This is a genomic window from Tengunoibacter tsumagoiensis (assembly GCF_003967535.1).
In the GTDB taxonomy this organism is placed as follows: domain Bacteria; phylum Chloroflexota; class Ktedonobacteria; order Ktedonobacterales; family Ktedonobacteraceae; genus Tengunoibacter; species Tengunoibacter tsumagoiensis.
Map to the genome: position 1 here is coordinate 1,545,056 of NZ_BIFR01000001.1, position 22,229 is coordinate 1,567,284.

At 50.5% G+C, this 22,229-nt stretch carries 16 protein-coding genes; 6 read left to right on the forward strand and 10 right to left on the reverse strand.

Going from position 1 to position 22,229, the window contains the following annotated elements; translation table 11 throughout:
* Nucleotides 1-81 precede the first annotated feature (81 nt).
* The 3 genes from EL628_RS06090 (at nucleotide 82) to EL628_RS06100 (ending at nucleotide 5,443) form a co-directional block, all read left to right on the forward strand.
* The gene (locus EL628_RS06090; RefSeq protein WP_126579084.1) at nucleotides 82-1,311 is read left to right on the forward strand and encodes a hypothetical protein; all 1,230 of its coding nucleotides are present in this window, start codon (nucleotides 82-84) and stop codon (nucleotides 1,309-1,311) included.
* Between the two features lie 86 nt (nucleotides 1,312-1,397).
* The gene (locus EL628_RS06095) at nucleotides 1,398-3,728 is read left to right on the forward strand and encodes a serine/threonine-protein kinase (RefSeq protein ID WP_126579085.1); all 2,331 of its coding nucleotides are present in this window, start codon (nucleotides 1,398-1,400) and stop codon (nucleotides 3,726-3,728) included.
* Nucleotides 3,729-3,748: 20 nt separating this feature from the next.
* Entirely contained in the window at nucleotides 3,749-5,443 is a 1,695-nt protein-coding gene (locus EL628_RS06100; RefSeq protein ID WP_126579086.1) for a serine/threonine protein kinase, read from the forward strand.
* Between the two features lie 40 nt (nucleotides 5,444-5,483).
* On the opposite strand, the gene EL628_RS06105 is transcribed toward EL628_RS06100, so the two are convergent.
* The 7 genes from EL628_RS06105 to rnc all read right to left on the reverse strand — a co-directional run bounded on the left by EL628_RS06105 (nucleotide 5,484) and on the right by rnc (nucleotide 14,292).
* The gene (locus tag EL628_RS06105) at nucleotides 5,484-6,908 is read right to left on the reverse strand and encodes a DEAD/DEAH box helicase (RefSeq protein ID WP_245994001.1); all 1,425 of its coding nucleotides are present in this window, start codon (nucleotides 6,906-6,908) and stop codon (nucleotides 5,484-5,486) included.
* 7 nt (nucleotides 6,909-6,915) lie between these two features.
* Nucleotides 6,916-7,905 (reverse strand): DNA-processing protein DprA, encoded by a 990-nt coding sequence (locus EL628_RS06110; protein ID WP_126579087.1) that lies wholly within the window; start codon nucleotides 7,903-7,905, stop codon nucleotides 6,916-6,918.
* Between the two features lie 13 nt (nucleotides 7,906-7,918).
* On the reverse strand, nucleotides 7,919-9,970 hold the full coding sequence (locus EL628_RS06115; RefSeq protein ID WP_161975304.1) for a RecQ family ATP-dependent DNA helicase: 2,052 nt from the start codon (nucleotides 9,968-9,970) through the stop codon (nucleotides 7,919-7,921).
* A 331-nt stretch (nucleotides 9,971-10,301) separates the two neighbouring features.
* A complete protein-coding gene (gene meaB, locus EL628_RS06120) occupies nucleotides 10,302-11,276 on the reverse strand; it encodes a methylmalonyl Co-A mutase-associated GTPase MeaB (protein ID WP_126579089.1) in 975 nt (324 codons plus the stop codon).
* 56 nt (nucleotides 11,277-11,332) lie between these two features.
* Nucleotides 11,333-11,779, reverse strand: a complete 447-nt coding sequence (locus tag EL628_RS06125) for a cobalamin B12-binding domain-containing protein (RefSeq protein ID WP_126579090.1) — start codon at nucleotides 11,777-11,779, stop codon at nucleotides 11,333-11,335.
* Entirely contained in the window at nucleotides 11,772-13,517 is a 1,746-nt protein-coding gene (locus EL628_RS06130) for an Eco57I restriction-modification methylase domain-containing protein (RefSeq protein ID WP_126579091.1), read from the reverse strand. Before EL628_RS06130 ends, EL628_RS06125 begins: the two co-directional genes overlap by 8 nt.
* Nucleotides 13,518-13,524: 7 nt before the next feature.
* Nucleotides 13,525-14,292 (reverse strand): ribonuclease III, encoded by a 768-nt coding sequence (gene rnc, locus EL628_RS06135; protein WP_126579092.1) that lies wholly within the window; start codon nucleotides 14,290-14,292, stop codon nucleotides 13,525-13,527.
* Nucleotides 14,293-14,478: 186 nt separating this feature from the next.
* Here rnc and EL628_RS06140 point away from each other — a divergent pair, with 186 nt between their 5' ends.
* The 3 genes from EL628_RS06140 to EL628_RS06150 all read left to right on the forward strand — a co-directional run bounded on the left by EL628_RS06140 (nucleotide 14,479) and on the right by EL628_RS06150 (nucleotide 18,790).
* Nucleotides 14,479-16,398, forward strand: a complete 1,920-nt coding sequence (locus EL628_RS06140; RefSeq protein ID WP_126579093.1) for a copper resistance protein CopC — start codon at nucleotides 14,479-14,481, stop codon at nucleotides 16,396-16,398.
* A gap of 125 nt (nucleotides 16,399-16,523) precedes the next feature.
* Complete coding sequence (locus EL628_RS06145) at nucleotides 16,524-17,594, forward strand: WD40/YVTN/BNR-like repeat-containing protein (RefSeq protein ID WP_126579094.1); 1,071 nt, start codon at nucleotides 16,524-16,526, stop codon at nucleotides 17,592-17,594.
* Nucleotides 17,595-17,605: 11 nt separating this feature from the next.
* Nucleotides 17,606-18,790, forward strand: coding sequence for a YncE family protein (locus tag EL628_RS06150; protein WP_126579095.1), 1,185 nt, complete (start codon nucleotides 17,606-17,608; stop codon nucleotides 18,788-18,790).
* Between the two features lie 66 nt (nucleotides 18,791-18,856).
* On the opposite strand, the gene EL628_RS06155 is transcribed toward EL628_RS06150, so the two are convergent.
* The 3 genes from EL628_RS06155 to EL628_RS06165 form a co-directional block, all read right to left on the reverse strand.
* Nucleotides 18,857-20,557 (reverse strand): hypothetical protein, encoded by a 1,701-nt coding sequence (locus tag EL628_RS06155; protein ID WP_126579096.1) that lies wholly within the window; start codon nucleotides 20,555-20,557, stop codon nucleotides 18,857-18,859.
* A 12-nt stretch (nucleotides 20,558-20,569) separates the two neighbouring features.
* Nucleotides 20,570-21,418, reverse strand: coding sequence for an ABC transporter ATP-binding protein (locus EL628_RS06160; protein ID WP_126579097.1), 849 nt, complete (start codon nucleotides 21,416-21,418; stop codon nucleotides 20,570-20,572).
* A gap of 344 nt (nucleotides 21,419-21,762) precedes the next feature.
* A complete protein-coding gene (locus tag EL628_RS06165) occupies nucleotides 21,763-22,221 on the reverse strand; it encodes a hypothetical protein (protein ID WP_126579098.1) in 459 nt (152 codons plus the stop codon).
* Nucleotides 22,222-22,229 lie beyond the last annotated feature (8 nt).

Consider the following 22,229-nt stretch of genomic DNA (forward strand, 5'->3'; position numbering starts at 1 on the left):
GCACCCGATACAAGAAGAAAGATGATCAATTGAAGCTTTTCCCTTTTACTGGTGGTCTTTGCGATCAAAGATGGAAAGATTATGACTAGAGAACAGCCCTGGTCTGGATACGATATATTTCAGTGGTCCTTGAAGGGCAAGCCTTCACTCCGTTCATTGTTTGCAGCCCTTTTATGGACATTGGCAATCTTGCTGGTGGCTGCAAGTTTGCTAATCCTGCTCTGGCCCACATCCTTGAGCGGAGATCATCAGCCAGAAATTGTGGGGAATGCTTTTTTTATCAGTAGTGGCTTGTTGGATACAGGTAGTGATCAGGGAATTATGGATCAGCTACAGATACGTTTGCAACAGATTCCCCCACCTGCTACGGGCCATCGTTATTATGCCTGGCTGCTGGATGATAAAGGTAGTAATGCTCTTCTATTAGATGCTTTACAGACGAGCGATGGGCGGGCCAGTCTGACGTATAAAGGGAATGCTCAGCATCAGGATCTCCTGGCAATCTATAGTAAACTGGTGATTACTGAAGATGTGGTCTCGCCAGTTCCAACTCATCTGTCCACTGACAAAACCGTCTGGCGTTATGCCAGTGAGCTCTCAGCCGTTCCTAACCCGGCAGATACCATCAATCACTATAGCCTGCTGGCTCATCTGCGGCATCTACTGGCGCAAGATCCCAAGCTGCAGAATTTGGGATTGACTGGTGGTCTGGATATCTGGTTATACCGTAATACACTGAAGATCTTAGAGTGGTCTGGCAGTGCTCGTGATGCCTATCAGGGGCATGATGTCGGGCTGATGCAACGGCAATTAGCCCGTATTCAGGCGTATCTGATGGGGCAGAAATTTCTGCCCGAGGAAAACCTTTCCGCGACACTTAGTTCATTACTGGCTAATGCGCCCGGATCGCGCGTTGGTATCCTGTCTGTCCAGCCGAATGCCTCGCCTCCCGCCTACCTTGATCATATCTTAAATCATTTATTGGAGCTCACCAGTTCTCCTAGCGCCACTGATCAGCAAAGACAACTGGCAAAAGAGATCCAGACAGCTGTCAAGACAGCACGAGAGCATTTTCTGGCAGTGTACGAGAAGATTCATACTATTTTGCATCTTGCACCAGAGCAGCTGGCCGATGCAGGAACCAGTGCACTCCTCAATACCATTTTTACAGAGGCCAATGCTGCATTGGTGGGGAATATAGATCCTACTACAAATCAAGCGACTGGTGGTGTCGCGCAGATTCACTATCTCGTGCAGAGTCTGGCTACAATGTCTGTACAGGCTTGCAGAGGGACTGGGAGCTGTCTCTAAGATCTTGCTGAAATAGTAATCAGTGCTATTGTTCTGCTTGTATCAGTTCATTGTCGTTAATCCCGGTGTGAAAAGAGGGGAAATGCATGAGCGTATTGCCGCCATATCTGGATAAATATCAGCTACTGGAGCGGTTGGGACGTGGGGGAGCTGCCGAGGTCTGGAAGGCACTGGATACGCAGCTAGAGCGTTTTGTGGCGATCAAAATTCTGCATCCAGATCTCCAGGAAGACGAACATTTTATTGAGCGTTTTCAGCGAGAGGCGCGTCTGGTGGCGGCTTTACGGCACCCCAATATTGTTTCGGTTCATGAGTTTCGCATCACCCGGTCTGGAGAAGACACGTTATCTCCACGTACATTTGCCTATATGGTGATGGATTATATTGAAGGGCAATCATTGGGGACATATATGCAAGCTTCAATTGCCAGTGGGCAGCTCCCAACTCCAATTGAGCTTGTAAATCTATTTACCTCGTTAGGCCTTGCAATTGATTATGCACATAGTCATGGCGTTATTCATCGGGATATCAAACCTGCCAATATTATGCTGGACAGTCATTATACTGAACGGAATCTGATGGGTGAGCCAATCTTAACCGATTTTGGGATCGCCCGGATGATGAATTCTACGACGAGTACACAGACGAACTCTCAGATCGGGACTCCTTTTTATCTGGCTCCCGAACAATTGCAGGGATATCCAGGCAATGAGCAAAGTGATCTCTATGCACTGGGAGTTATCCTGTATGAGATGGTCACGGGCTCACTTCCTTTTCGTGGTGAGACTCCACTTGAGATGGGCCTTCAGCAGTTTCATGCTGATCCGGTTTCGCCCATTACCCATAATGCGCAGATATCTCCAGCTCTGTCTGTAGTGATTCTGAAAAGTCTGTCCCGCGATCCTGGAGCTCGTTTTTCGAGCGCAGCAGCACTGACCAGCGCGATTGCGGAAGCTCTTCAGTTGCCAGCTCCTGACGTTCTGGGGCCAGTTCCTTATCCCCTGAACAATGATGAGAGGCCAACGCTCAATGCTGCACGCTCTCAGCTAGAAGCGGAAACTGTGCTGGTCTCACCTCCAGATCTTGTTAGGGTGAAGACAGAAAAAGTTGTCATGCCCGATACAATGGTCGCACATGTTTCTAAGACTCCAGCCTCGCGAATTCCCACGCAACTTATGCAGCCACAACCGCCATCATCGCCTGTAGTTCGCTCTCGCCCCGCCAGGGTCTGGCCGGTTCTGATTTCTATTGTACTGGTGCTCCTGCTGGGAGGAGGAGGAATCGGGCTGTTTGTATTTCACCCGGCCTCTTCGCTACCATTTAGTGGCAGGGTTTTTTATCTGAGTAGTGGGCAGATTAGTATGGATAGTGCTCAGGGTATTGCAGATGAGCTACAGATTGAGTTACAGAATGTTCCCTCTCCTCATGCTGGAAAGCGTTATTATGTCTGGCTCCTTGGTGACGCTCATTCTTTGGGAACCGGCGATCTTGTAGGTGCGAATTTCTTCCATCTTCCACTTCTGCTGCCTGATACTCTGACGATTACAAATGGGCAGGCTCATCTCCTCTATCAGGGGGACGGAGCGCACCATAACCTTTTAGCGCAGGTGAGCCGTTTGCTGATTACCGAAGAAGATGCTGGCAAGACGCCTGAGGTACCTACGAATGATCGAAGTCGTTGGCGCTATTTTGCCGCTCTCCCTCAGACCAATTTCTCGGTGGCAGGTAGCTCAACGAATATTCTGCTACATCTGCGCCATCTGCTCTATAGTGAAGCTAATATCAATGAGCTGGGTTTGCAGGGAGGGCTGAATATCTGGCTCTTTCGCAATACCGAAAAAATCTTAGAGTGGTCGGTAAGTGCTCGTGACGACTGGAAAAATGATCAACCAGCCTTAACGGATCTCATGAAAAATCAATTTATCCGTATCCTGGATTATGTGGATGGGAGCGCGAATGTGTATCTGGATCTACCGGATGGGACGCCGCTGTTGACTGATCCGACGTCTACGCGTATTCCATTGTTGACGATTAACCCGAATCATCAATCACCTTCAGGTTATGTTAACCATGTGCTCGCGCATCTCAATCAGATTCTGAAATCGCCCGATGTTACCTCTGATATGGTGAAGCAGGCTAGGCTCAGTCAGCAAGCCTTGACGGCCTCTGAGAGCTGGCTAACCGACGTGCGGGCAGATGTGAATCAATTGTTCCGGATGGCCGTTGAGCCAGCCAGATTTGAGCCCACTACAGCTAGATTGCTCCTTGATGATCTGGTTACGAAAGCAACCTATGCTTATATTGGAAAACTTGACCCGGCCACAAATCAGGTGCAGCCAGGCGTAATGCAGGCCTTTTATGCTATCCAGCAACTGGCCACTCTGGAGATAAGTACAAGCATGCCAGCCAGTCTCTAAGTGTGCAAGGAGGAGAGCTCATGACTCAACAGCCACAATACCTGGGAAAATATCTTTTGCTTGAACATCTGGATCAAGGTGGAATGGGCTCCGTCTGGCGAGCTCGAGATCCAGAGTTGCAGCGTGAAGTTGCGATTAAGCTCCTGCATCCTGAATATCAGAACGATCGGGATTTTGGGGTTCGTTTTCGACGAGAAGCTCAGCTCATTGCTGCATTGCGCCATCCGAACATTGTGCAGATTCATGATTTTCAGGTCTCTTATCCACCTGAATCGCCGAGCCCAACCGCGTATATGGTGATGGATTATGTTGAGGGTCAGACGCTTGCGAAGTATATTCGTCAGACCTCGCGGAAAGGTCTCTTTCCAGAGCCTGCTGATCTTATCTATATCTTCACTAAAGTGGCTCTTGCTCTGGATTATGCGCACAAATATTATGTTATTCACAGAGATATTAAGCCAGCCAATATTCTGCTTGATCAGCGTCGAAGTACTGGTCGCCCAATGGGAGAACCGATCCTTACCGATTTTGGGATTGCTCGTCAACAAGGAATCAGTGCAGGGACAGCCGCTGGTGGCATTACCGGAACGCCACTGTATATATCGCCAGAGCAGGCGATGGGGAGATATGACGACAAGCGCAGTGATCTCTATTCGCTGGGTATTATTCTCTATGAGATGACGACAGGCGTTGTTCCTTTTCGTGGTGAGAGCGCGATTGCGATTGTCGTTCAACATGTGCAGAATATGCCTTTACCACCTGCACTCATTAATCCTAATATTCCAGCGGCGCTTTCCGCTGTCATACTTAAAAGTATCGCGAAAGAGCCCGATGCGCGGTTTAATAGCGCTGCTGAACTGGTGCTGGCAGCCGCAGAAGCATTACAGGTTCCAGCACCAGAAGGTTTGCGGCGCCCCTCACTTCCCGCTACCTGGTCACCTATACTGCCAGATGAAACCCAGCTACAGGTTTCTCCACTCCTTATGACGCAGAAAAGTGGACAGATTGAAGTCCTTGCCCCTCCTTCAAAAAAACAGGATGAGATCAAAACTAAAAAACAGGATGAGAGGGAGACACCAACGATCATTGAGCGCACGCCACATACGTTCAAGCCGCACGAAATATTTCCACCCACTATTTCACCAACTAAAAGAATGCCGCTCGTTCCTTCTATGCTATCCATATCAGGATCTGGCCTTGCGAGGAGAGGACTGGTTCTCCTGCTGACCCTGTTTGTATTTCTCATAGGCGGCGGAATTGGCCTGATTGGCTATCAATATGTGACACGTTCGGCCACAAAGACCGGGCCCGTTGGGCAGCTTACAGTCACCGATCTCGTAGGGCAGAGTAATCAGGCAGCAATACAGATAGACATTCCACAATTGCCCGCGCTTCCAGCAGGCATGCACTATTACGCCTGGGTAGAATCAGTGAGTATTGAAGACGAGCCGCCTCACTGGCTTTTACCAGGGAAGCAAGGAGCCTATCATACAGGGAAGCTTACATCCCCCCAACTTTCGATGTTAGTGATGATGCAGAGCCTTTTTTTGATTACGAAAGAGCAAGATGGGCAGTTACCACCAGTGATTCCCGATCTTGATCTGAGTGCTCGCCTGTATTACGCATCGATTACTGTAAACGGACCACATACGTATCAGATTCTACGCTGCCCTACGAGTGTTCCTGCTGGCACCCATAATGTTTGCCAGGGGTAGCAGGTTGAAAAGGCCGTCAAAAAGTCTTGCTCCAGTGTTATTAGCGGCGGCGTTTAGCGATCTCCTCTTCCGTCGTTTTGCTGGTGATCAGTTCATAGAGCTGGGCCTGCCCGACTTTGGGGCGCAGGATACGGCCCAGGCGTTGAATATACTCACGTTTAGTGCTATTGCCGCTGACAATAATGGCGACGCGGCAATCGGGCACGTCAACGCCTTCATTGAGGACGCGTCCGGTGACCAGTTTTGTATAGGTTCCGCTACGGAAACGATCGAGAATGGTACGTCGTTCTTCTGCAGGCGTTTTATAGGTGATGCTGGGCAGGCAGAAGCGGCGGCTGATCTCGTCAACAACCTGATTGTATTCGGAGAACAGGATTACCTGATCGTTAGCATGCAATTGAAGTAAGCGTTCGATCTCATGGTATTTGGCGGGTGCATTCATGGCAATATTGCGTGCCTCGCGCCAGGCCAGCATAGCTGCGCGTGCCTCGGGATTGCGTGCAGTGAGATAGATCAGTTTCTGCTGAAAATCTTCCGGGCTGCGAATTACAATGTTGTTGCGCTGTAAGAACGAACGATAGATACGGCGCTGCTCGGCGTAGCGTTTTTCATCAGCGGGTGAGAGTGCAATATCAACCTGATGCTCCTGGTAATCCGCTAGAAAATTTCCAGCCATGAGTTCAGCGGGCGAACGTCGGTAGAGCTCTGGACCAATCAATTCATCCAGGGCAAGATGAGCCATATCTCCGCGCTCTGGCGTAGCGCTTAAGCCAAGCCGATAGGGAGTAAACGAGCTTTCAGCGATGAGTCTGTAGGTTGGAGCCGGGAGATGGTGGCACTCATCAAAGATCAGCAGGCCAAAGCGTGCCAGCTCGCGTGGATAGAGAGCAGCCGAATCATACGTAATGATTGTAATTGGTTTGAGCTCTTTTTCGCCCCCGCCGAAAGTCCCGATCTCATCAATTGGTAGCGAAAGGGCTGAGGCCAGAGCCGTCTGCCATTGTTGAAGAAGGTCGATGGTTGGAACGACGGCCAGGGTCCAGAGCTGCGTCTCTGCAATCGCCATGGCAGCCACAAAGGTCTTTCCTGCGCCTGTTGGCAGGACCACAACTCCAGCCTGTTTGTGTTTTAGCCAGGCTGCGATGGCTTCTGCCTGATAAGGACGTGGCTGCATTGTCAGCTGAGGACGGACTGGTAAGGTTGGGAGCTCCTCAAAGGTGACTGTAAAAGGGACCTGTTGCTGGCGTAACGCCTGCTTGAGCGATGTAAAGTGTACTGGTTTACTGCGCAGAAAGGGATTGTTCGAGCGGTGATCATATTTCAGTTGATCTTGCATAGGTCCGGGCAGATACTGACCAAAGAGCATTTGCATAAGCTCTCGCTGTGAGAGATGCTGCCACTCTGAGGGTGGCGTAATAATGAGATCGCGACCGCGCAGGTTGATAGTAGTGATAGTGTTTGTCATATATTTATTACTCGTGGGGGGTGGCTAAGAGCGAAAGTTGATTGGGGCGAATCACTTGCTCATTCTGTTGAGATTGGATTTGCAGACTTTCTGTAAGAACAGGCGAGAGCAACGTAGCCAGATCATCTGTAGGCCAGGCGAGCGGAATGCCGCCTTTGTTGATCAGGATGGCATTGCCCGACTCAGCCAATTCTCGGACATAGAGTGGTCGTTTCAGGCGTAGCGCCGTATTTGCACCATCCCAGGTACCTCCTTTCGTCTCAGCCTCTGCCACAATCATCGTTTGCGCGAGGGCAGAGACAAGATAGTTGCGTTCCATAGCCCGGCTGACCACCCAGGGGGCAGCGGGCGCAAACTGACTGATGACCAGGATCTCGCCAGCCTTAATCCCTTCTTGCAGATGTTGCACCTGAGCTTTGCTCAGCTTGCATAGACCATGAGGCAGAATAAGAGTCGTTCTACCATGGACCTGTGATGCCCCATCAAAGGCGGCTCGATCCACTCCGCGAGCATAGCCGCTGATGACATTGACACCATGCGTTGAGAGATATTGAGAGACCAGGTGGGTAAAGGTAATGCTCTCTTCACATGCATTGCGCGAGCCGATAATAGCAATCGTTTGCTGCTGTAGAATGGAGAGATCGCCTAGATAGAAGAGCATAGGTGGAGTATGGCTGCGTGTCAGCGACGTTTTTAGTTGTTTGGGGTAGTCCTCATCCAGCACTGTGAGCTGCTGAATGCCCTGTTGTTGTAATTGTGCGAGCAACTGACTTTGCGTCCTCGATCTGGCGCGGGCCTCCTCCAGACGATGAATAATAACTGGAGAGAGTTGGCATGTCTCCTCCCATTCGGCTGCGCTGGCAGCCCAAAAAGAGCAAACTGTTCGCCCAAGCTGTTTGCACCAGATGACCAGGATATCGTTGACCGCTCTTGTCGTAAGCCCGCTTTCAAAAGTTAGAAGCAGCCAGGCAGCTTGTTCTTGTGGATCTGTCTGCATAAATGCTCTCTCCTTAATGATCGTCTGAATGCATTGTACGTGTAATTGTAAAGGGGTAGATTGCCATTGCCCCGGCCTGGATCAGACAGCGGCTCACCTCACGCAGCATCTGGCCGGAATCATAGATATCATCAATCAGCAAAAGAGTCTTATCACGAACCAGGTGAGAGTGGAGCAGTTTAATTGAGCCCTTCACATTCTCGGCTTTCTGTAGAGCGTTGCGAAGTGTCTTCTGTTGCTGCGTCGTACGAGCCTTCTCCAGCACTGCTAAAAATGGGAGCTGAAGCTGTTCAGCCACCTGACGAGCGAAATCTTCAACCAGCAGCCCGCTGACAGTGGATGGAACACTTGTAATCCCCTGGATCTTCTCCAGCCGATAGCGCGTACTGAGCACCTCGACCGAGCGTTTAACCAGCGAAAGTGCAAAAGGGCCAGCCCCCTCATATTTGCTAGCTCGTACCAGCCTGCCAATGGAGCTCGTGCCATGAAAGGAGAGCGCCCAGCCAGCCTCATGCAGCACAACTTGCTTCTCACTGCGGCGCTCGATTCGAGGCAGGTTCTCCTCTTCCAGGAAGAGCGTCACCATCTTTTGCATTCTTTCAGAGGGTTTGATAGCCGGAAACTGATCAGGTTGGCAGCGTCCGCAGATGCCGCACTGGTACTCCCGTTGCTCACCCAGATAATAGGTGAGATACTGCATATAGCACCCGGTAGATTGAGCGTAATTGCGCATATGATGTAAAGAGCGTAGTTTTACCCTTTGAAAATCATCGTAGGGAGAGGGATCGAATTGTTTCATGCCCGGGAGGGCACGATAGTTTCTTGTGTGCATCTGCCGGGTAATGATGTGCTGGTCCTCCAGATCGCTGAGGATAATGCGGACAGACTGTTTGGAGAGGCCAGTCTGGTGCCTGATCTCTTCCTGATTCAGGCCGCGTGGATGAGAGAGCAGGAGCGTAAACACCATTTTATAACAGTTCCCGGCTGGGCGAGCATCGCGGATAAAATGCTCTTGAATCGAAAGATCGCTGGAATCATAGAGAAGGATACACCAGGCGAGCTGCTCATCGCGACCAGCGCGGCCCATCTCCTGGTAATAGTGAATAGGAGAGGCCGGGATCTGATAGTGGATAATAAAGCGGAGATCGTTTTTATCAATCCCCATGCCCAGGGCATTGGTAGAGCAGACCACTTTATACTGGTTCGACATCAGTTTTTGTTCAACATCCTGCCGTATATCGCTATCCCTTCCGGCATGGTAATATTCCGCCTGCATTCCCTGTAACTGAAGAAAAGAGGCCACCATCTCTGCATCTTTTTGTGTGGCTGTATAGATTAAGCCAGTGCCAGGATTATGGCGAAGCGTCTCACCTAAATAGCAGAGCTTCTCATAATCTCCCTTGAGTGGAATAACAGCCAGCGCCAGATTCTGACGCTGCATCGTGCCGCGAACGACCTGAACCTTTCCTCCCATCTGTTGGAGGATATCGCGTTCAACTTGCAGATTAGCACTGGCCGTCAGGGCCAGGACAGGAGTCTGTACGGGGACCACTTTAAAGAGCTGCGCAATGCGCCGATAGTCTGGTCGGAAGTCATGGCCCCAGGTTGAGATACAATGGGCCTCGTCGATGACCAGCAGGCTAATGCGCAGATGAGGGAGGTACTGTTGCCAGAGCCGATTGCTGAGACGCTCAGGCGTAATATAAAGCAACTTAAATTCTCCCTGACAGGAGCGCTCAAAAATCTCCTGATTGGCCTCTTCTGTAAAATCAGAGCAGATCATTGCGGCAGGGATCTGGTAACGCTCAACGCAAGCTCGCCATTGATCACGCATCAACGCCTTAAGTGGAGAGAAGACCAGCGTAAGATGAGGAAAATACAGGCTGGCTATCTGGTAACAGAGGGATTTGCCCCAGCCAGTCCGTTGAATCGCCAGGACGCGCCGACCATGGACGATCTGCTCAATAATCATTCTTTGGGTTGGATGAAAGCCAGTTTGAATATGGAAGCGCTCTACAAGCAATTGTTCAACCGTGTAACTCTGCCATGTAATGAGTGTGGACATCCTGCAAACCCTCCCAGCCCATACCATGTGAATTGTCGAATCAGAGCCTAAAATCGATTGTTGCTTATGTTGTAGTAAGAGCTTAATTGAGATTTTGATATTTGTCAATCTTTACGGGATGGTAAGCGGTAATTTAGTTAAAAATGAGTAGTATGGTGTATATATTGGGCCACACGCCTTCCAGGTAAGAGAAGAAGCCTGTAGAGAAGAAGGTGGTTCGGGGGTGCTCATTGATTGAGCATTATTGGGCATTATATTATAGATAGCTGGATAGCTAGAGAGCATGAGCATGGGAACGCAACTGACGTTCCCATGCTCATGACGCGTTGACTTACTGATGTTCTTCTGAGAGTCTCTCCTGATGAGAGAAGAGGCGTTGTTGGAGCTCTTGAGCGACACTATAGGGGTCGCGGGTATGGGTGGCGATCTCGTTACTGAGCTGTTGCCATTCGGTTTCACTCACAGCATGTTGAAGGGTCGAGAGGATCGCCTGGAGGATAAGGGTCTGGATCTCGCTGCGTACCTGACGTTGAGTGCGTTGTTGAAGTGTCTCGCTCTGAACAAGATAGTGGTAGTGTTGCTCAATCGCATCCACCAGAGCAGAGATGCCCTGCTCTTTAAGCGAAGAGGTCTTGAGGATCGGGATGCGCCAGGCGGCCTTGCGTTGTTGGGAATTCAGGCTGAGAAGCATAGAAAGCTCGGCTGCCGTCTGGTCTGCCCCGGCTTTATCGGCCTTGCTGACAACAAAGAGGTCAGCGATCTCTAGAATTCCAGCCTTGATTGCCTGAATCTCATCGCCCATACCTGGAGCCAGAACGACCAGGACACTCTGGGCGGTACGCATGATCTCCACTTCGGCCTGACCGGTCCCCACCGTCTCAATGATGATGGGATTATAGCCAGCCGCATCCATAGCGCGGACGACATCACGCGTGGAACTCGCCAGTCCACCGAGATGACCGCGACTGGCCATGCTGCGGATAAAAATCTGTGGATCGCCTGCCAGCTCCATCATGCGGATACGATCACCCAGGATAGCACCTCCAGTAAAGGGGCTACTGGGATCAACGGCCACAACGCCAACTTTATGCTCACGCTGGCGAAACTCACGGACAATTCTGGTTACAAGCGTACTTTTGCCTGCCCCTGGTGCCCCGGTGACCCCAATGATATGAGCCTGTCCTGAATGGGCATGGAGCGCTGATAGATAGTGTTTGGCCTGCGGCGACTCACTCTCGATCAATGTAACCATGCGAGCCAGTGCCCGCCGATCTCCCTGGAGAAGGCGTTCAACAATGTTTTGCACGCACGAACCAGACTTTCTAGTAGTATCTCTACCTGTGATAAACAGTTACTTATTGTTCACGATACTTCAGAGGCCAGACGCTGGGGATAGACATGCTCGCGTACAAAGCGGATGATCTCTTCTGTAGAGGTGCCAGGTCCAAAGCAGCCTTTGATGCCAAGAGCTTGAATGGCAGGAATGTCCTCATCAGGGAGGATGCCGCCAGCGGCAACAAGGATATCATCAACTGCATTCTGTTGCAGCAGCTCCATAACTTTTGGGAAGAGGGCCATGTGAGCACCAGAGAGAATACTGAGGAGAATAGCATCGACATCTTCCTGGATAGCCGCCTCAACAATCATCTCAGGAGTCTGGCGGATGCCAGTATAGATCACTTCCATTCCAGCGTCACGGAGGGCGCGGGCAATGACCTTGGCACCGCGATCGTGGCCATCAAGGCCAGGTTTGGCTACCAGGACGCGGATTGGACGTTGTGTTAATAGATTGGTAGGTAGATCAGCCATAAAGTGGAGCTCCCTTGTCCAGATCTGCTTGCGACGACGTTAGTGACAGATATCTGCTGGTCAGGGCCAGTTCATACATGTGGGCGATGGCCCGTTCTTGTTCTTCATAGATCATCCTGTCTGATAGTTGTAATTCTACATCGGTAGAGGTCTGACTGCAAGTAGAGAGCAATGTTCTGGCGCGTTGAATAATGGCCTTTTTTTCAGGAGAGGAGACGGCCAGAGGGATAGGGAGGTGAGCCAGCACATATTGTTCAATCTGAGGTTGGACCCATTTATAGGCAGTATGAAGATAGTAGATGTAGTCCTGTAAGAGTCTTGAGTTAAGAAGAGCAAGCAGAAAAAAGAGCTCGTCTTCCTCTTGCCCTGCCATCAGGAGATGGTCAGAGACCAGGCTCTGGTGAAGTTGCAGCAGATAGAGAGTCTGAAGGATCACATGTCCCTGGAGATCAAGAGTGGCTTGTAGACGGCTCATGCTTTTCACAACGAGCAGCTTGGGAGCAAGATAGCGGTCAAGCTGTTTATTGATGTGATGATGTGAGATCCACCGCGCTGCTCTGGGGAGAGCATAGGGGTGAATGTCGATCCCGCCGCGCAGGACGGGAGAGCACTTCTCATTGATGGCTGGAGGGATCGAGCTCAGAAGAGCGCTATCTTTGCCAATCTCCTCACCCCGCCGGATTATTACCAGGTGCTTGAGATACGTGATCGAAGATGTCGGTGTGATGGGCCGCGTCGTCAGGTGAGTATGGAGGCGTTCAACGACGGTCCCCTGGAGTTGTCCGAGCAGGTAGCGAAGTTCTGAATGTGGCTGTTGTCGCAGCAGACTTTGTGGGATCGTCTGGTGAGCTAGAGAGGAAGACAGGGAGCCACCTTGTAAGGTGAGAGTCTGTTCGGTAGAGCGCAGCAGAGAATAATCAAGCCAGCGTTCGCGGCGCCAGTGGATCTGATGAAGCGGACAGGGAGGCACCTTCTGAGCGATAACCACTACCGCTCCAACATGGGCCTCAAAGACGTCTGCAAGGTGCCAGAGATGGTGGATGGTTGTCTCACTGAGAAGGCGTTGTCGTTCAGAGGCCGCATTTGTGCGCGCTAAAAAGGCATCCGGGAGAACCAGACAGATCCATCCACCGGGCCGCACAATGCGCAGGGCCAGATCGAGAAAGAGGAGATAGCTATCGGATTGTCCATGCGCCGATCGATAACCACTTAAATCGGTATTCTTCGATGCAAGGTACGGTGGATTGGCCAAAAAGAGATCCACATTGTGCGTCTGATCCCAGGGGAAAGCCAGGCCATCGGCCTGATGAATGTGGAGATGTATCCCTTTGTGGGCCTTTCCAGGCATGGGACGGATTGTTTGTGCGTCAGAAGACAAAGGTTTTTTGAGCCTCTCATCCAGAGTCGTTTGTAGCTGTATTTCAGCCAGGAAGCAGGCTATGGGATCGGGATCGAAGCCCCAGAGAGAGCGTTGGATGAGCCGTTTCAGTGCAAGAGAGCTCAAGTGTTGTTTTTGTCCAAATGCGAGTAAGCGATGCAAAGCACCGCTGAGGAAATTGCCGCTGCCACAGGCGGGATCGAGCACTCGAAGACGAGAGAGATCCTGATCGGGCGTATAGCCACAGGCATCCAATATCTGTTCAATCAGCAACTGCGGAGTCGAGAAATGACCGCGCAGCTTACGTTCTCTCGCAGGCAGATGTGCTTCATACCAACATAAGAGCTCATCTGGTCGCATGAACCGGTTACGATAGATCCTTTTTTTTGGGAAGCTGTTCGAGAGCCTGTCGAGCAGCGATCCGTCCAGCTTCTTTGATACTTGATGCCTTCCCTAGCCCTAAAAGGGTCTCGTGCTCAAACACTCCAACCAGAAAGATGCGGTCGTTCTGGCTGCCGCTCTGTTCGAGCACACGATAGCGTGGTAGGCTCCTGGAGCGTTGTAAAACGATCTTCTGCAAATGTCCTTTTGGATTGGTCTCTAAAGTCTGACTATTGATGTGTTCTACCATTGGAAGGATCGTACGTGTCACAAACTCCTGAGCCGCTGCTGTGCCCTGATCGATATGAATTGCGCCAACCAATGCCTCAAGGACATCGGTACAGAGAGAATCGCGTGAGCGTTCATTGAACGTGCGTAGAATAGAGAGATTGATGCGAATAAACGGAAAAAGTCCGAGTTGCTGGCCGACTCTAGCCAGAATGCGGCGGCTGACAACCTCTGATTTGAGGGCTGTCATCTCCCCCTCGGAGGCTTCGGGAAAGGAACGGTAGATATGTTCAACCACATGAGCACTGATGATAGCATCACCTAGAAACTCCAGGGTGTCATAAGAATCCTGCACAGCCGTCTCTGGGCAGCAAGAATGGTGGGTCACCGCCCGTTGCAACAGTGCGCGGTCGTGAAAGTGAATCTGTAGAAGCTCTTCTAGCGCTGTCAGGTTGTCAAATGGTTCCGTTTCTTCCATATCGTTTATTATAGCACGTAGCACGTCTGGATTTGTTGAGAATGGCAAGCTCCTTGCTATAGAGATTGGTGTGATTGCCAATTTGAAAGCGGGAGCATTGGAAAAAAACTTTGTGCAAAATGAGAGGTCGCGCGTGCCCTCAGGTGCGTTATACTATGGTTATTGGGTTTTATAATACATAAGTAAAGGGATGTTTTTTACTCTTGCTCACTAGACAAAGTAAGGTTAGATCTGATGCAGTTGCTTATTTCTAAACGCCCTGTGCGTTTATGCCTGCTTGCGCTCTCATTGACGTGGGCTGCACTTTTTTTATTTCCAACGGCTGTGCAGGCGCATGCTATTTTGTTACGCTCCACACCAGCTAAAGATGCTGTCCTCACAACGGCTCCAACACAGGTTCAGATGTGGTTTAGCGAGGATCTCAATCCGACCTTTAGCTCTGCGGTGGTAGTCAATCGAGCAAATCAGCGTATTGATAAGAATGATGCTCGTGTAAGCACCTCTGATCCAAGGGAGATCGATCTGTCGCTTCCTTCTGATCTTCCATCTGCTGTGTATGTGGTGGTCTGGCGCACGCAGTCAGCCAGCGATGGACATGTCTTGCGTGGCTCATTTCGTTTTAGCATAGAGGGGGCAGATGGTTCGATCCCTAGCTTGAATGGCGCTCAACCTGGTCTGGATGAACTGGGTGGGACAGTTGATAATGCCAATAGTGGTCAGCTTGATAACCAGACCTTTTTCAGTTTTTTGATGATTACGCTGGTCGAATTGGGAACCGTTTTCTGGGTGGGGGCCCAGCTCTGGCAGAGTTTTGTCTCGCCCTCAACTGAGGATACGGCGAATGAGGAGCAATCCGCATTAGAGCGGCAAGCACAGCAGCGTTTTGCCCGCCGGTTTGCGATCCCAGCGCTGGTACTTACCCTGTTGACGAATCTTGGGGTCTTAATTGGACAGGGCTTACAACTTACAGGAGGGAATCTGGGTCAGGCACTGGCCCCCTCTTTGCTGTGGAACCTTATCTCAAGTGGTCACTTTGGTCTCTACTGGAGCATGCGTGAGATCGTGCTATTGGTGGCACTGGGCATTGCTCTGTATCGCTTCCGGCTACGCGCGCCTGGGCCCCGTGTGGTGGCGCTTCTCTCCTGGCTCAACCTGCTTCTGGGTCTGGCTCTGTTAATTGCAGTTACCTTCTCGAGCCATGCAGCAGCGGTCAGCAATAATGTTGTCTATGCTGTGCTTGGAGATTGGCTCCATCTTCTGGCTGCGGCGCTCTGGGTGGGTGGCATGCTCTATCTAGCGCGTATATATCTGCCCGCCTGGAAGAATAGTCATGCCTCCCCTCAGCTCTTATTAACGACGCTCCAGCGTTTCTCTCCTCTGGCGATCAGCGGCGTGGTACTGATGGCTCTGTCTGGACCGCTGAATGCGACATTCCATATGAGCTCTTTTGAGCAGTTAATCAATACCGCCTATGGGCGAGCGTTATCTGTCAAGATAGTGCTTGTCGTAGCGATGCTGGTTACGAGTGCTATTCACGTTTTTCTCTGGAGGCCAGCACTGTCTAAAGCTATTGCAGAGTACAATGGCCTGAGAGAGGGCGATGCATCTGTAGAAGCTACTGATCCTCAAGAGAACGCTGTTCGCCCGCTGGAGACACCAGAGAGCAAGCTTTTAGAGCAGCAGATCACGCAGAAAACTCATCGATTGACACGTATGTTGATCTGGGAGCCAGTGCTTGGCGTTGCCGTCCTCATCTGTGTTGGTCTGATGAGTGTGTTTGCTGGCACTTTGCAGCCTGCAACTACAACGACAGTCCCTAAGGCAACGGCTTTTGCGACGAATGCTATCACGACGGATAAAGCCTTCTCCATTAAGCTAACGGTCTCCCCCAATCATTTTGGCACCAATGTCTTTACAGTGAGCGTATTTGACAGTAATGGGAAGCCAGATACCAATGTGGGTGTTTCGATCTATACCATTATGCTGGATATGGATATGGGAACAGATACGATTAACCTGCAACCAGATGGCAAGGGATACTTTAGTGCGCCGGGGGATCTCAATATGGGTGGAAATTGGGAGCTACGTGTGCAGATTCGGACCCCTGAGAATACGTTGCATGAGGTCCAGGTTCATATGGTTACTCCACTCTAAGCCAGAGCATGTGCCGTCAGAGATGGCAGTTGTCATTTGAAAGCCATGATATGATCAAAGAAAAATAGGTAAAAGTACTCACGCTCGTTGTGAAGAGAAAAGTCCCTGAAAGGGGAGGAAGCTAGATGAAGAAGTCGTACTTATTTCGGTGGTCAGGTCTCTGTGGGCTGATTTGTTGTGCTCTTCTATTCTTGTCGGCCTGCGATAGCTCAGCCAATGCACCTGATGCCACTCCAACGCCTGAGCGCGTTAATGGGTTTGGCACTGCTGCTAATCACAGTCATGCGTTATTGGCATTCTCAAGCGGAAGCCTGGTATTAGCAACCCACTTTGGTCTGTTCCACTCAACAAATGAGGGAAAGAGCTGGCAGATGGTAGCAGCCGGTCCTCATCAGCCGATGGAAGACCTGATGACCTTCTCCTTAACGGCCAGTACACTGAATCCCCAACGGATCTATGTGCTTACGCAGCGCGTGTATAACAATCCAAAGGGGACATTGGGCCTGTATACCAGCACTGATCAGGGCCAGAGTTGGAGACTGGCTCTTACAACCAGTGAGCTAGGCGATATGTATTTTGCCGCAGCAGGGAATGAGTCGCCAGATGAAGTCTATGTTTATTTAACGCATCGTGGCCCTGATGCGCTCAAGGTTAGCAAGGATGGAGGGCAGCATTTTAGCACTGTGGGGACGTTACCATTGGGGAATCTTCAGGGGCTGTATGCCTTGCCCGGAGCGCCAGGGCAGCTCTTGATTTATGGAAATGATGGTATTGCACGCAGTAGTGATGGAGGCCAGCATTGGGAGACCGTTGCGGGTGTAAGTGGTGCTGTCTTTAGCGTAGCCTCAGCCGGTCCTGGTCAGCCGATCTATGCCTCAGGCGATGCAGGGATTACCCGCTCGACCGATGGAGGCAAGACCTTTAACCAGGTGTATAGCCAATCTTCCTATAATTCACTCAGCGTACCGGCAACCCAGCCACAGACGATCTATGGAAAACTGGGATCGGGCGTCTATCGAAGTACCGATGGTGGTCAGAGCTGGCAGCCTTTACCACAATTGAAAAAAAGCCTCGAGAGCGTGGTTGCCGATCCTGGTAATGCAGATCAGGTCTATCTAGCGGCTAATTATCCTACTGAAGTCTATCATTACAATGCCCAGAGTTCAGCCTGGACTTCACTTACACCAAAGCCTTGAAAAGGATTGTCATGAGCAAACAAAGCTATCGCTGGCTCCTTCTCATTTTTCTGTGCAGCTGGTTGCTATTATGTGGCATTCCATCAGTAGCAAAGGCTGATGGAGGGGCTCCTAATCTGGCCTATGTGGCCGGAAGTGATGGAGGGATTAGCCGGATCGATGTCATGCAGCAGAAAGTAAGTGGAACAATCTCCGCAGCGGGCAAGCCTTCAGTGATCTCATTGAGCCTGGATGGCCGTTTTCTTTATGCTGCCCAGGAAGACCAGGATCGTGTTGCCCTTATCATTGCCAAGACCGGAGAGATTTTCTGCACTGCCAGGGTGCCGGGGCATCCAAATCGGCTCGTTATTGATCCTAACAATAGCTCAATCTATGCTGCGGGTCAGGGCGATTCCAGTGTAACCATTATCGACTCTACAAACTGTAGTATTAAGCGAACGCTCCATGTGGGCGGCCCTGTGTATGGATTGGCGGTTGCTATGGTCGGCTCAGCCCTCTCCAGTAATGGAGCGGGTGGTGATCAGTTGTGGGTCTCAGATAGCGATTCGCTAACGATCTTTGATGATGTCTCTGGGAAGCAGCTGAGCCAGGTGCATCTGGCGGAGGGGCCGCGTTATCTCTCGATTCCACCAGGGGCGACCGTCTATGCGACCACGAACCAGGGGAGCGTCGTAGCTGTAGATTTAAATTCACATACCATCACTACCTTAATTACTGGTGGTGAATATGGGCCAATGGATTTTAATGAGGGGACAGGAGAGATCTATGTGCCGGATCAGAAGAACAAACAGTTAGCAGTCCTGGCTCCAGTCAATAGTGGATTTCAGCCGCCCAAAGAGCCTAGCCGCACCGTGACGCTACCGGCCAGGCCTGCTTCAGTAGCAATTACCAGCGATGGTCAGCTTGGTTTTGTGGCCCTGGCGGATGGCCAGGTGGACATGTTAGATATCCCGAATCACGAGCAGGTAGCTGCCAGCTATAAAGTAGGGGGCGACCCTCGTTTTATCATCACAGGTCTGTATCCTCCATCAATCGTAGTAAATCCCAGTCAGGCCTCTTTACTGGATAATGCACGCACTATTGCAGCCTATGTGCTGGTAGCAGCGCTCTTTATTGTGCCTTTTATCTTGTTCAGGCGTTATGCGAAAGCGCGGCCAGGAAATGTCAGGCGGGACGAAGTAAAAACGAAGGAATAAAAGAATAGTAGACATAGACAGAAGCCTGGACCCGAAGTTTCGAGCCCAGGCTTCTGTCTGTGTCTACTATTCTTTCGCAACAATATTGAGAATCTCAGGGGCTTTATTGAGGAGGCGTGGCCATGAGAGCCGCGTCAGGCCATAATAAAAGCCAGCGCCGTATAGCAGCGATAGGGGGATCGAGATCACCCAGATCCATTGCATAGAGAAGGCCAGAGGCAGAATCACAGCAAGTGCCACGGGGATCAGCAGGATCATCGTCCCATAGACCGAGAGGCCAGATAGTGCACCGCGTAGACAGCCTCCCTCGGCAGTCATATTAGCCATTGCACGTATGCCACGAGCCCCAAATTTCATGCGTTGTGGTAGAAAGGATGAGGTGAAATTACCAATTCCAATCATGACACCCATCCCAGCGATCCCCATAGTAAGAGCCGGTATGAAGAAGTTCCAGCCACCCGTAAAGGCCGCTGCGACCAGGATGATAATCAGCATCTCTGCCAATCCAATCAGGAAGGCCAGGAGATTCTTGCCCCAGAGGATATATTTTGGATGGATTGGAAAGAGAAAGAGCGTCGTCAGACTCTGGCGCTCAAAGCCCAGAATATTGTAGGTCAGAATAAAGAGAGAGAGAAGAATCAGCGCAGGTGAGACCAGAACCGCCCAGGGACCAATGGTCTTCATCGTATCTCCACGACTTCCGCCAGTAAAATTGGTAAAGCCAAAGTAGAAGACATAGAAGACAACGATAATCAATGATTGGAGAAACATACGTGTAATCTGAGGATCACGACGAATATACTTGAGATCCTTCAGCATAATTTCTCTGACCTGCACTGGCAGGAAGCCGCGCCTCTGAGTGCCCACCTGGGCCTGTACTCCAATGCTCGTTGAGCGTGAGCGTACCTTCTTTACTGTCCCCCCCACTGGTGCAGAATCACCTTCTTCAGCAGCAAGTAGACTGCGTTGTGTAAAGACCAGCCAGAGAAAGAGAAAGGCAGCATCAATCACAATAAGGGCAACCAGCCAGAGGAGAGCCCCTCCCCAGTTATTGATCGAGGCCAATTGAATAGCGCGGGCCGCCACACCAGGTGGTGTCCACTGGAGATATGTAGAGAACGAGCCCGATTGAAAGCCATTGCTAATGCCACTGGTTGCGAGGGCGCGAAAACCAAATTGAGCCAGGTAGATCAGAGCAAAAAGGAAGACAGTCAGAATGATACTGAGATCGCGAAAGCGTCGATTGTGCAATACCCCTTGAAAGAGAGAGACAATGAATTGTCCAACCCCTACCAATTGGATCGCGAAGAAGAATAGAGTCACCAGCGTAAAAAGGGCCAGAGGGAGCGAGAAAGCCCAGCCAATCACAGCCCCTAATAGAATCAGAAAGAGCCCGAACATAGGAATATCCAGCAGAGTTGAGAGAAGCAGGCTAAGAATCAACTCCCACTTTGTGAGAGGGAATTGAACTAACTTAGAAAGATCGAGCCCTTCGTTGCGCGTCATATCAAAGAGCGGGAGGATCACCCACATCACAAACAGACCCGTGAGCTCCAGAAAAAGTAGTTCGGTTCGTGCGGTAGCGTCGAAAAAGCGAAAGAGAAATAACGTTACTGCGGCGATTCCTCCCATAAACAGAACACTAAAAAGAATCTGCAACACACCGCCAATAATCTGTGCCACGCCACCGTGGGTAAAATTCCGAATAAGCATCCGCCAGCGCAACCAGAGCAGCCAGCGAAGCTTATCGCCATTGATAACCATCATCGTCTCCCTTTTTTACTCAAGCCAACTGAGATTATGATTCTCGTTACGAGCTCCAACAACGTTCAGGAAGATATCCTCAAGCGTAGCATCTTTTCCTTCATGATTGCCTTGAGCACGATCTCGTAACTCCTGAAGCGAGCCCTCAGCTACCAGAGTGCCTTGATTAATGATGCCAACGCGCGTGCAGAGCCGCTCCACCACTTCCATGATATGGGAAGAGAAGAAGATAGTAGTGCCACGATGCGTGAGATCCTGGAGAATATCGCGAACGGTCCGCGAGCTCACGGGATCAATCCCTTCGAAAGGCTCATCTAGAAAGAGCACGCGAGGCCGATGAATAATAGCCGCAGCCAGAGCCACCTTTTTACGCATACCAACCGAGTAGTCTACGATCATTTTATCGGCATCATTTGAGAGATCGAGGACTTGTAGAAGCTCTTCGCGGCGACGTTCGATATCGGCGGGGCTGACTCCATACATATGGCCGGAGAACGTGATAAATTCGCGTCCGCTTAAGCGCTCGTAGAGATTGAGATATTCGGGTAAGACTCCCATAATTGCTCGTGCGCGTAGGGGCTCCTGCCAGACATTGATGCCATCGACCCATACCTCACCCCCACTGGGTCGAAGCAAGCCAACCAGCATTTTGATAGTTGTCGATTTGCCAGCCCCATTGGGTCCCAGAAAGCCAAAGAACTCGCCCGAGCGTACACTGAGATTGAGATGATTAACTGCCAACTTCTGACCAAACGTACGTACGAGATCGCGTGTAACTACCGCCTGGTGTTCAGGCTGTACAGAAGAAGCTGTTGGTATGGATAATGATTGGGCATCTGGATTATATTCAGGGAACGTGCTCATCTTTCCTTCAATCCTTTACGCACTCTGTCTGATTGTAATATCTATTGCGATTAGTTATAAAAAATATAACACTACGTTATTTTATTGTCAAGCTTTCAGCCAGCGATAAATTCCTCAGGCTAAAAGCCTGGCAGAGGTGAGTTTTCGCCTGGAGCAATTGAGAGCCTATTTAGAAAGACGCAAAAGAATAGAAAATCTTCAATAGCAAGAGGGTTTCGCCGAAGATATACAAGACAAAAGAATTGCAGTTGAAGAAAAAGCACCAACACGCTGGTATTATCCCAGAGTATTAGCGCTTTTCGATTATTGAATGGAAACTTTTTCCGTGAGGGAGTACCTGTGAATTAGTTCATCCACTCTCCTGGTGTAGTATTGCGAACCTTTACAGCCCCTTCGCCCTTCTTCAGATTTTGACCATCCTCAGCAATGCGCCTGGGGAGCTCGGAGAGATTGACGCGATGCCAGTAAGCGGCAGGAAAGAGGCCGATACCGATAGCCAGAGCCGCACCAATTTCTGCCTGGCTGATAGGTAAGCCAGGAGGAAGATGAAAGAGGATTGATGTAATATGAAGTTGTAAGAGAAGTGCTAAGACAAAGATGACCAATTCGACGGCGAACGCAGCATAGTAAGAGACTACTTCGCCCCGTTTGCGACCTCGATACAAAAAGGCTAGAAAAATATTGAGTAAGCACAGAAAGCCAGTGATCCAGAGCATCAGCGCGACCATTGTCTGCTGTGAGCTGGTCAGGGCCTGAACCAGGACAACTGAAAAGGAACCCATAACTGTTGAGAAAGTAGTCAACCGAGACC